At 60.6% G+C, this 10556-nt stretch carries 14 protein-coding genes and 1 pseudogene; 7 read left to right on the top strand and 8 right to left on the bottom strand.

All coding sequences use genetic code 11. The features are described from left to right. Positions 1–219: 219 nt before the first annotated feature. Entirely contained in the window at positions 220–432 is a 213-nt protein-coding gene (locus tag BN2475_RS24515; protein ID WP_094782068.1) for a hypothetical protein, read from the bottom strand. Positions 433–653: 221 nt separating this feature from the next. Further along, complete coding sequence (locus tag BN2475_RS24510) at positions 654–1406, bottom strand: IclR family transcriptional regulator domain-containing protein (protein ID WP_094782067.1); 753 nt, start codon at positions 1404–1406, stop codon at positions 654–656. A 301-nt stretch (positions 1407–1707) separates the two neighbouring features. Here BN2475_RS24510 and BN2475_RS24505 point away from each other — a divergent pair, with 301 nt between their 5' ends. After that, positions 1708–2637 carry a DMT family transporter gene (locus BN2475_RS24505; RefSeq protein WP_094782074.1) on the top strand — a complete coding sequence of 310 codons (930 nt, stop codon included), beginning with the start codon at positions 1708–1710 and terminating at the stop codon, positions 2635–2637. A 98-nt stretch (positions 2638–2735) separates the two neighbouring features. On the opposite strand, the gene BN2475_RS24500 is transcribed toward BN2475_RS24505, so the two are convergent. From BN2475_RS24500 to BN2475_RS24485, 4 genes are all read right to left on the bottom strand, one after another. Then, positions 2736–2987 carry a hypothetical protein gene (locus tag BN2475_RS24500; RefSeq protein WP_094782066.1) on the bottom strand — a complete coding sequence of 84 codons (252 nt, stop codon included), beginning with the start codon at positions 2985–2987 and terminating at the stop codon, positions 2736–2738. A gap of 808 nt (positions 2988–3795) precedes the next feature. After that, positions 3796–4488 carry a DUF2242 domain-containing protein gene (locus BN2475_RS24495; RefSeq protein ID WP_094782065.1) on the bottom strand — a complete coding sequence of 231 codons (693 nt, stop codon included), beginning with the start codon at positions 4486–4488 and terminating at the stop codon, positions 3796–3798. Between the two features lie 191 nt (positions 4489–4679). Further along, on the bottom strand, positions 4680–5327 hold the full coding sequence (locus tag BN2475_RS24490; protein ID WP_094782064.1) for a lytic transglycosylase domain-containing protein: 648 nt from the start codon (positions 5325–5327) through the stop codon (positions 4680–4682). A gap of 127 nt (positions 5328–5454) precedes the next feature. Continuing rightward, entirely contained in the window at positions 5455–5676 is a 222-nt protein-coding gene (locus tag BN2475_RS24485; RefSeq protein WP_342744650.1) for a hypothetical protein, read from the bottom strand. 44 nt (positions 5677–5720) lie between these two features. On the opposite strand from BN2475_RS24485, the pseudogene BN2475_RS24480 reads away from it, so the two are divergent. Then, positions 5721–6125, top strand: a pseudogene (locus BN2475_RS24480) (IS3 family transposase); the annotation flags it as partial. Positions 6126–6288: 163 nt separating this feature from the next. Here BN2475_RS24480 and BN2475_RS24475 read toward each other — a convergent pair. Both BN2475_RS24475 and BN2475_RS24470 read right to left on the bottom strand, forming a co-directional pair. Continuing rightward, positions 6289–6942: an NrsF family protein gene (locus BN2475_RS24475; RefSeq protein ID WP_094782063.1), complete on the bottom strand. Its 654-nt coding sequence runs from the start codon at positions 6940–6942 to the stop codon at positions 6289–6291. After that, positions 6939–7466: a sigma-70 family RNA polymerase sigma factor gene (locus tag BN2475_RS24470; protein ID WP_094782073.1), complete on the bottom strand. Its 528-nt coding sequence runs from the start codon at positions 7464–7466 to the stop codon at positions 6939–6941. Before BN2475_RS24470 ends, BN2475_RS24475 begins: the two co-directional genes overlap by 4 nt. Positions 7467–7732: 266 nt before the next feature. Between BN2475_RS24470 and BN2475_RS24465 the strand changes: the two genes are divergently transcribed. The 5 genes from BN2475_RS24465 (at position 7733) to BN2475_RS35780 (ending at position 10555) form a co-directional block, all read left to right on the top strand. Then, positions 7733–8059 carry a BufA1 family periplasmic bufferin-type metallophore gene (locus BN2475_RS24465; protein WP_094782062.1) on the top strand — a complete coding sequence of 109 codons (327 nt, stop codon included), beginning with the start codon at positions 7733–7735 and terminating at the stop codon, positions 8057–8059. Positions 8060–8074: 15 nt separating this feature from the next. Continuing rightward, complete coding sequence (gene bufB / locus BN2475_RS24460) at positions 8075–8965, top strand: MNIO family bufferin maturase (RefSeq protein WP_094782061.1); 891 nt, start codon at positions 8075–8077, stop codon at positions 8963–8965. Then, entirely contained in the window at positions 8937–9752 is an 816-nt protein-coding gene (locus BN2475_RS24455) for an HvfC/BufC N-terminal domain-containing protein (RefSeq protein WP_094782060.1), read from the top strand. The genes bufB and BN2475_RS24455 overlap by 29 nt, the downstream gene beginning before the upstream one ends. After that, a complete protein-coding gene (locus BN2475_RS24450) occupies positions 9749–10246 on the top strand; it encodes a DoxX family protein (protein WP_094782059.1) in 498 nt (165 codons plus the stop codon). The genes BN2475_RS24455 and BN2475_RS24450 overlap by 4 nt, the downstream gene beginning before the upstream one ends. A 93-nt stretch (positions 10247–10339) precedes the next feature. Then, positions 10340–10555, top strand: a complete 216-nt coding sequence (locus BN2475_RS35780) for a GDCCVxC domain-containing (seleno)protein (RefSeq protein ID WP_094782058.1) — start codon at positions 10340–10342, stop codon at positions 10553–10555. Position 10556 lies beyond the last annotated feature (1 nt).

The following is a 10556-nucleotide window of genomic DNA, read 5'->3' as shown; positions in this document are numbered from 1 at the left end:
CATCGTCTCAAGTCGCACGCTTCACGGCCGTTCTCGCATCGCCTGAAAAAACAAAACCCCACGCTCCGAAAAACGTGGGGTTCGTCAGCAGTCTGAGGCCAGAGCATGTGCTCTGGCCTTTTTACTGGCAACGCTCTTTTCCGCTCCCGCTTCGCATGGTCCGGCTAACGGCGCATGGTGACGAACCGGGGCGGCTCGCCCGACGAATCGGGCGTCGGATTAGTTCGCTGTGCCCTTGTCGTTCGTGCCAGCAGCCGACGCTGCTGCTGCAACCGGAGCACGCTTGCCGTGCGTCTTCAGCTGCTTGACGTGGTGCTTCTTCGGCGCGCTAGCTGCTGCGGCCGGCGCTACTGCCTCCGATGCCTGTGCGAAAGCTTGAACGGAGACCAGCGCGATCGATGCGGCTGCGAGCGAGACGATAACCTTTTTCATGTGTTGTTCCCCAAACCTGGACGACTGAGTCAATGTGAAAGAATAACTACACGGCTAAGCAGACAGGGCGTCAGGCGCCCCCGCTCTCCGCGGGAGAGTATTACCCAGCGTAGGCGGTTTGTCATGCCTAAAACTCGATATGTATTTTCCGGGAGACAGCCTGCTTTCGATACGCTTTCGGTGACCAGGCACCCCGTACCAGGGACAATACTGAGTCGTCATCAAACGAGATTGCGCAGCAGGCTGGCGGTTTCCTGCAAGGTCGGCAATACCCGATGCAGCGCGGCATTCGCCGATTCCTGGCCGATCGGCATGCTGACGCTGATCGCCGCCACCACCGACCCATGCCGGTCGCGCAACGGCACAGCGACGCCGCGCACGCCCAGCTCGAGTTGCTGGTCGGTGACCACGTAGCCGTTGCGACGAATTTCGCCGAGCACTTCGCGCAAGCGCTCGATCGTCGAATAGGTGTGCGGCGTGAACACCTTGATCGGATAGGACGCGAGCCACTGGTCGATGCTCTCGGGCGCCTGAAACGCCAGCAACACCAGTCCCGCCGACGACAACGGCGCCGGCGCACGCGATCCGAGCACGAAGCCGACCGCCATCGCCCGGTTCACGCCGTTGCGCGCCACGTACACCACGTCGTGTTCATCGAGGATCGCGACCAGCGCGGTTTCCTGAACGGTCGCGGTGATGCGCTGAAGGAATGGCTGCACCGTGCGCGGCAAGCGTGCCGAATCGAGATACGACTGGCCGAGCCGCAACACGCGCGGCGCGAGCCAGAACAGCTTGCCGTCGGTATCCACGTAGCCGAGTTCGCGCAGCGTCAGCAGATAACGGCGCGCCGCCGTGCGCGACAGCCCGGCGCGGGCGGCGACCATTGTCGGCGTCATGCGCGCATGCTCTTCGTCGAATGCTTCGATGATTGCCAATGCCTTCGCGGCGCCGGCGATCCAGTCTTTGTCGTCCATTGCATTGGTCTGAAAATGGGCCAGCCGGGCAGATGACGGGCGTCGCGAGCCGCATGGCCGTTGCGCGATTATCGCGCAAGTTGGATGGCGTGCGCGTGGACATGGGTTCTTCGGTCGTTGCATGCGCGTTGCCGCGTATCATGTGGGCGATCCCAAACCGGGCGTTGCATTGCGCCGGTCCATGGCAACGGCCTGCGCCTCGCGCCGGCGGCGCTGGCTACAGGAAATGAAACGAACGCGTCGCGCCCCATCCCTCTGCGCCATGCACCTTGCAACAACCGCCAAACTCGAACAACCGCCTTTGAATCCCGATACCCGCCAACACCTGCGCGCCAATCTGCTGATGCTGATCGCCGCGATGATCTGGGGCTCCGCGTTCGTCGCGCAACGCCTCAGTCTCGATGCAATTGGACCATTCCTGTTCACCGGGCTGCGTTTCCTGCTCGGCGCGCTCGTCGTGCTGACGTTGGTCTTTGGTGTGCGGCGCTCTGCACTCGCCGAGCTGTCGAAGCGCGAACCCGGCGGCGCACGTGAGTTGTTCGGTGCCGGCGCGCTGCTCGGCGTGGTGCTGGCCGCGTCGATCTCGCTGCAGCAAATCGGTCTGCAATACACCAAGGTCGCCAACGCCGGCTTCATCAGCTCGCTGTATGTGGTGATCGTGCCGCTGCTGGGTGTGCTGTTCAGGCATCGCACGGGCCCCGGCACGTGGCTGGGGGCGTCGCTGGCGGCGCTCGGCATGTATTTTCTGAGCGTCGACGAACACTTTTCGATGCTGTATGGCGACTGGTACCAGCTTGCCGGCGCGCTCGTGATTTCCATCCAGATGATGCTCGTCGGGCGCTTCGCGCTTCGGCACGACACGTTGATGCTGGCACTCGTGCAGTTCGTGACGTGCGGGCTCGTCTGCCTTGTCGTCGGACTGGCGATCGAGCCGGTCAGTCTGGCCGTGATAACGCGTGCCGCGCCGACGATCGCCTACGGCGGAGCACTTGCAGTCGGTATCGCCTATACGATTCAGGTGGTGGCGCAAAAATACGCGGCGCCGTCGCACGCGGCGGTGATCTTCAGCATGGAGGGGGTGTTTGCCGCGCTCGCCGGCTGGCTCGTGCTCGGCGAAACGCTGTCAGCGCGTGCTCTATACGGATGCGCACTGATGCTGGCGGGTTTGATCGTGTGTCAGGTGATGCCGGGCTGGCGACGCGGCCGCGGCAGCGTGCCTCGCTCGTCGTGAGGGCGTCGCTGGACGCGGACTCCAGTGCCGACAAGCGAGCGAGCTGCGCCGGCGATCAGCGTTGCCCGGTGCCTGCTCGCCGATTCAGGCGAGGGCGGCTAAGCGGCACGCGGATGAGCCTGCAAGTTCTGCCTGTCCGCGGTCGGCGGGAACACGCACCAGCAGCCGTCGTCGTGACGAAAAAAGAACAGGCCCCGCGAACCAGCCTCGAAAGAAGTCTCGACGCGCACATAACGGCGCCCCCCGAGCCGGGTGCGGCTGAATTCAGTCACATGAACCGATGCCAGAGACGCCGGCGCAAGCCATTTCTCGACCAGAAAACGCAGCGATTGTTCGCTAGCGGCTCTCATGATCCGCTCCGGATCGGCTTGTCCCGATGCGCTTCGTGTGCCGACTCGGTGTCGTCGTCGTGATCGTGGTTGGCGGCGTCCGCTTCAGCTTCTGCGGAAGCAAGGGCCATCGTCCGGTTGGTCGCCGCCGCCCGCAGCGTGCGGCAATGAGCGGCATGCCGGATGTCCGAGAGAAGACGGACCAGCTGTCGTGTTGATCTGTGTTTCATACCCCCCCCGCACTGCACCAATGACTTCAGAAAGCACTTTAACTTTATGCCTGGATCGGCGTTGCTACAATGATTTTGACGAAATAGCAACAGTCGCGCTCTCAAAAACAACGACGCAATCTTCGTACCGTCCAGCTTCAATCTGCATGTCTGCAATGGGTTGGTCTGTGCGCTGTCGAGCGCTTCGGGAGATTAAAAAACGCAGCTAAAAATCGCACCGGCGCGCTGATGTCTGACAATCCCTCCAAGTGCGAGTTATCCACATTGGCCTATGTATAACTTCGGGATAGCGCATCGGACAGCTTGTGCGCGAAATCTTGATAAAACGAACCTATCGACAAGCCGCATCAAGGTTATCCCGGCTTAGTAGTTTTTCTACCGGTGTGTTCCGCAGGGTTATGGTTTTCGTATGACATTGATGTGACGGCACATTTGGAAGTTATCCACAGAACGGGTTAACCCTTGTTAACTACTACTACATATATATACGTATGAAGTAAAAGACCTAGGATAAATACCGCGGCGCGATGAAATAGAAGGCTGATCAGGTCTTGATCAGCCCAAACGTAGCTCTAAGCCGCAAGTTTGCAGCGGATACATCACGGCGTGACGCCAACGCCACTCGCCGGCTGCGCGGCAGCGGCCTGCCTGATTGCATCGGCGGCCACTTCGGGTATGGACGCCGGCGTGCTCACCTCGATTTGCACGGGCACCGGCAACAGACGCGTTTCGATGTGATTGCTCGCTACCGGCTGCGTACGCACTACCGTTTGCAGATAGTGATCGACAAGACCGAAGAAACGGTCGTAGAACTTGCCCGATGGAATGGTCTCGCTCGAGATCTTGACCATCGCGTCGTTGTTTGAGCGGATCGGCAGCGAAAGCGAACCGAGCACGCTGAGCCCGACGCTCGCCGAGGTATCGCTTTTCTTCAGCGCAAAGCCGTTCTGCACTGCGTTGACGTAAACGATGCTCGTATCGCTCGCCTCCTCGCCCGGCGTGCAGACCACATGAAACTCGACGACGACATGGGTATCGCCCGTCGGCTGGAAGTTCTTGGTGCCGTCGACGGTATCGGTGCGCGTCATCGTCGTCAGGTAGCCCTGACTCAGTAGCGCACGGCGCGCGGCTTCGCAGCTATCCGTGGCGCTCGAATTGAAATTGCGCGCATAAGGGCTCGCGCCGGTTTCAAACGATTCCTGCTGGAATTTAGGTTGCGGGGCGCTGCTGCACGCAGCGACGGTCAGCAGCGCGCACAAGGCGGCAGTGGTTCTGGAAAACGAGGTCAACATGGTCGATCGCAAGAGGACGCTGCGTGAGCGCGAATGGAAATGCATTGTAGAGCGGGTGGCCAGGTGTGCGTAAAAAGCGCGCAACGCGCGCTGCCCACGACGCTCATAAACGTCGGTAACGCTCAATGATGTGACGAGCGCCGACCGCAGCGAGCGCGCGGTCGGCGAAAAAAGAAAGCGCGCGATCGCGCTCAGTTCGATGCCGCGGGCAGCCCGCCCGGGGTCGGCGCGGACGCAGCACCGCTTATCGCCGCCGTGTTGACGGCCGGCATGGTAAAGGCGCCGGCCCAGTAGCCTGGCACGGCGCAACGATCCGCGTCGCAGGTGTCGGCGTGCGCATCCGGCTGCTGGCCGGCGCCTTGCGATGCGGCGAGCCCGGAGAAATCCGCGACCCGCAAGCTGACCTTTTGCGCGTACGCCTTCGAACCGCCATAGCTTTTGAGCGCGGCATTCAGGTCGCCGTTGGCCGAGCGCATGTAGCCGTAAAGGATTGCCGAACCCACTTCGATGTTCGCGGCCGGTTCCGTGAGGTCCTTGATGTTGCGCAATAGCCCGCGATGCGCCTGCGGCACGACCTGCATCAGCCCGGTTGCGCCGTTCGCGCCCCTGGCCTTTTCCTTGAAGCGGGATTCGATCGAGATGATGGCCAGCAGGAGCGCCGGCGGCAGGGAATATTTTGAAGCGGCGGACTGCACCGCGTCGGCAATCGTTTGAGCTTTTTCCTTTGCCAGACCGAACTTGTGCGCCAGATACGTGGACATGCGGTCGGTTGCTTCGTCAGCCGTTGCGGTTTGCATCAGGCCGAGCGCAAGCACGATCAGGCAAAGTAACCGGCTCATAATGGGGGACGGGCGGAAAACAAGGTGCGCGCATTATAGCGCCGCCGCAAGCGCAGTCGCCGCTCGGCCGGAAAAATAGTCTTTTAAATCAAGGTTAAATCGAGGCCAACCGGGCTTCCTGTGCGCTTTACCTGGCTTGTTTAGATTTCGGATCGTAGAGGTACTTCGGGTCGTCGCTCGGACGCAGCCCGGGATTGCGCGGCACATCAAACGCCTGGAAATTGAAGTCGGTGAAAAGCGGATGCGCGCCGTTGGCTCCCACTTGATCGATGTGGCAGGAGGCGCAATTACCGCCTGCCGGATTGTCGAACAGTTTCTTGCCCTTCGACTCTTGTGCCGTTAGTTGCAATTTTCCGTCAAGGTAGTAATCGAATTTACTCGTGTATCAGACTTCCTGTGAAGTTCGCCTGGACTGACACGCACTGCCGGCAATATCCGCTGTCGGCGCTGCGCGAGGTCCTTTGCATGAGCATCAACGACTATCGCGCCTGGAAGCTCGGCGGCGCCGCCGAGCGCCAGCGGTGCATCGATGCGCAGTGGCTTACGGTGATTCGAGCGATTCACGCTGAGATCAAAAGGTGCCTACGGCTCGCCGCGTATGAGCGAGGAAGTTCGTTCTCGCGTCTCTCCGACCAGCAAGGCACGCGTGAAACCGCTGAATGAGCCACAACGGTATCCGGGCACGCCACAGGCGCCATTACCGCGTCACGACCGATTCCAGGCACAAGCTGCACGATTGCGCCGAACATGTTGAACCGCAACTTCACGCCGGCCGAGCCGAATCAGCCGATGCGATCGGTGCCCGGTTCGAGTTGCTCTCGAGCACGCTCGAAGATCACGAGAAGCCCGGTCACTCCAAACAGCAGTTTCTTTACTGCTGCTTTCGCAAGCGTTGACGCGGCTGCAATGGTTTGTCTTCAGGGGAGCACCATCTGCGCAAATCCCTCACATCGCTTCGGTGTTAGCGCTGCGCCACCCACGTAAGAAGCCGTTGCCCATACCGGCCGTTTAACCATAGAAACAGCACGGTCACGCCAAAATTCCACGCCAATATCATGGTGGTGGCGTCGAGCGGGTGCAGGATTGACAACACCATCGCGGTCAGTGCTGCGACCGCGAGACTTCCGGTCATCGTGACCGGGGCTGGCGACAGGCGAGCTACGTGGCGCAGCATGATAAACATCACGAGGGTTAGCGGCACGCTGACTAACACCAATGTTGCGAAACATCGAGCCGTTTCTCCCAAAGACATACCTTCCGGCCCAACGGAGACCCAATCGGTCAGGCAGCCAAAGCCAATCGTAGCCACCCAGACAAGACAGGCTGGTGTTGGCAACAAAAGCCAACGGCGTGACATTCCCGGCACACTGGCGATAAATGCGCCCACTGCCGCAAGAACACCCGTCGTCAGGGCTGCGGCTACGCCGATGACAAAGATTGGTTGATGGAGTCTGAGCGCCAGGTCGGCACGCACCCCATGCGCAATACCGACAAGAATCATCACAAGTCCCGCGAACAACAGCCAGCATGCCGCTCGCGCTGCCGGGGGGCGCAGCCGCCGGACCGGAGTTGCATCCGCGACCAGCACGTCAATCAGGTCGGAAGTCCGGGTCATGATTTGCTACCTCGTGGCAGGAACAGTTCCCGCAGCCGTTTCATTGCCCGGTGAGTGGCCACCTTCAGCGCAGCAACCGACGTTCCGCTCGCAGCCGCAGCCTCTTGCAGCGACATTTCCTCCAGCTTCAGCATTCGCAATGCGTCGCGCTGTCCGACAGGCAATTGCTCGATAGCTTCCCTCACCAGGCGGGCATCCACCGTCTCTTCCTGTAAGTTCGCTTCAGGAGCTGAAAAGGTTTCCAGGTCGGCCTCTACTAAAGATTCATGTGACTCAATGCGTCCGCGCCGACGCAGGCCATCAACGATGCGTCTGTTAGCGATAGCAACCAGCCATGGCCCGAACGGACGGGACGGGTCGTACGTGTTGCGCGCGGAGTGCAAAGTTAGCAAGACATCCTGCACGGTGTCCTCTACGTCCTCGCCATTCCTCATGTGGCGTGCCGCAAGCGCACGCAGATAAGGAGTGATGCCCTGAAGCAGCCGACGATAGGCCTGCTGGTCACCAGCCTGGGCTCGGGCCATGGCAGCGGACCAATCCGGCGTGCCGTCAGCGCGGCTGTCTATCGCCTCAGCCTGGCGACGGGACGTCGCTGACTCCTGGTTCGCCCTGTCGGGGCCAGGAACGGAGCCGGGCGGATGTGGGTGTCGGATCATCTGGAAATTCTGCGGGTCGGGAGACCGTTTGTCATCCAGAAAAAGTTTTGCTCGCGGCGTAACCTTTTGCTGCGGCCAACCGAACCTCTCTACACGGCCTGAATGCCAGGCCGCAACCTTCTGGAGGACGCGTGATGAACAGACATATTATGGCCGCCTCGACTTTAACGTCAGCAATCGGGCTGGCGCTTGCCATGCAGGCCTTGCCGGCCCAGGCACAGGCCCCGGCCATGAAGGACATGAGTGCAATGCCGCAAGTGGTCAAAGACAACATGGCCCGGATGGAACAGAACAAGCTGGAGAAGTGTTACGGAATCAACGCCGTGTCAAAGAACGACTGCGCAGAGGGAGCCCACTCCTGCGCTGGCCAGGCCACCCAGGCGCGCGACGCCAAGTCATTCGTTCTGCTCCCCGCTGGAGATTGCAGCAAGATCCAGGGTGGCAAGCTGAAACCAGCATAAACAACGGAGCAGCTGATGTCTGCCGCTCTTGCAACATCGCGATATGCGCGCAGCCTGATTCCAGCGCGTGCCGGGATTGGGCTGCGCTTCCGACACCATCAGGAGGTTGTCGAACAGCGTCCACCGGCCGCGTGGTTTGAGGTGCATACCGAGAACTACATGGGTGGAGGTAGCGCTCCGGGCTATCTGGATGCCATACGCCGCGACTACCCAGTCTCTCTTCACGGTGTCGGGCTATCTCTGGGTAGTGCCGAAGGGTTAGACACTGCGCATCTGGAACGCGTGCGCGCCGTCGTCGAGCGCATTGAGCCTGGTCTCGTCTCTGAACACCTGTCCTGGAGCATCAGCGGCGGCACCTACCTGGCCGACCTGTTGCCATTGCCGCTGACGGAAGAGGCGCTTGCCGTTGTCTGTACCCACGTCGACCAGGTCCAGGCTCATCTGCAGCGACGCATCTCGGTGGAGAACCCATCGACCTATCTGCGTTTCCGTCACTCGACCATCCCGGAATGGGAGTTCCTTGCGGAGGTCGCACGTCGCACTGGATGCGGCATTCTCTGCGACGTCAACAATATCTACGTCAGCGCCAGTAATCACGGGTGGAATGCACTCACCTATCTTGATGCTGTGCCGCCATCGGCGGTTACTGAGGTCCACCTGGCCGGGCACAGCGTGCGTCAGCTCGATCAGGGCCAGGTTCTTCGCATTGACGACCACGGCTCGCGCGTGGCGCCTCCAGTGTGGGACCTGTTCGAACAGGCTCTCAAGCGCTTTGGACCGGTTCCCACACTCATCGAATGGGACACGGACGTGCCAGCGCTCGAAGTCCTGACGGAGGAGGCGGCAATTGCACAAGCCTATATCGAGGGGCAGCAGAATGACGACGTGCGCACCAACGCTGCATGAGCTGCAATGCGCGGTCCGCAGTGACCTGCTTGGTCTTGCTGATGGCGATGCAGCAGGTTACGTAGTATCCGATGGGCTGGCCCCACAGGCACGGCTCGCGATTTATCGAAATACGGCCGACGGTGCGCTGCTCAAAGCGCTGCAGCTTTCATATCCGGCCGTACAGGCTCTCGTTGGCGATGAGTTCTTTGAAGGTGCCGCTCGACTGTTCATGGAGCAATGCCGGCCGTCGAACGCGCAGCTCGATAGCTACGGCGCGACGTTTCCGGATTTCCTCGCAAAGATGCCAGAAGCGGCGTCACTCGACTATCTGCCGGACACCGCGCGTCTTGAATGGGCAGTGAACGAGGTGCTGCACGCGCCAGATGCACAGCCGCTTGACTTGCAGCGCCTTGCGCAATTGAACGATGACGAGCTGAAGTCCGTACGGTTGTTGCCAGGTCCCGCTGTACGGCTACTTCAGTCAGACCTTCCCGTGGATGCAATCTGGCGCGCGGTATTGACCGTCGACGATCGCGCATTGGCAGACATCGATCTGACCGCTGGCCCGGTCTGGCTGCATATTCACCGGAGCGCGACCGGCGTAGCGGTCAAGTCGATAGCTGAGTGGCAATGGCGATTTGCGACGACGTTGTTTGCAGGCTGCCCGCTACACGATGCGCTTGCCGAGGCGCAGGATACGGATGTACACATTTGGCTCGCCTCCCTCCTTGCATCGGGTTGCTTTACCGATGCCTGTATCTCAAATCAGGAATGCGGTCCGGCAACTGGGAGCCACCTCACATGACCAACGAATCTCAATCCGCCGCTCGCGAGTCGACGCTGAACAACCGCATCCGGAATGTCATTGGATGGCTGGAGCGAGTGCCATATACGGTCCTTGCGGTCCCGTTGCGGCTTGCGGTGGCAACGATCTTCTGGAACTCGGCGATGACGAAGCTGGCCGACTGGAATGCCGCGCTCCAATTGTTCAGGGAAGACTATCGATTGCCGTTGCTTCCGCCCGAGCTTGCCGCCTACCTGGCGGTGTCGATTGAACTCAGTACGCCGGTTCTACTTGTGCTGGGGTTGGCGACGCGACCCGTGGCGCTGCTTTTGCTCGGCATGACGACTGTCATCGAGGTGTTTGTGTACCCGCAGGCATGGCCCACGCACATCCAGTGGGCGGCGATGCTGCTGGTTCTGTTGTGCAGGGGCGCCGGGAAGTGGTCGTTGGACTACTTGATAGATAAACGCTTCGGTACCGTCGCCAACAGTGAGTCCCGTCGTCCGGTCGTCTGAGACGGCCCTTTTTGGTCCATGACGTGACGGGTTGATATGCACGGCTCTAACAAGAAGAATCAGGTGACTCGGCAAGATTAGAGAGACGAAGCGATGAAGACTGTCGTATTGGAATCGACCATCACCTGTCCGGCGTGCGGGTACACGAAATGTGAAACGATGCCCGTCGATAGTTGCGTGTGGTTTTATGAGTGCGAGCGCTGCAAGACGCTACTCAAACCGAAGGCAGGGGATTGCTGTGTGTACTGCTCGTATGGGAGTACGGCGTGTCCTTCGGTACAACAAGCGCGTTCGTGCTGCGTCCGCTGAT

Origin of the sequence: Paraburkholderia ribeironis, assembly GCF_900019265.1 — a bacterium.
GTDB classification, from domain to species: domain Bacteria; phylum Pseudomonadota; class Gammaproteobacteria; order Burkholderiales; family Burkholderiaceae; genus Paraburkholderia; species Paraburkholderia ribeironis.
This window is presented reverse-complemented; position numbering and strand designations above follow the sequence as displayed.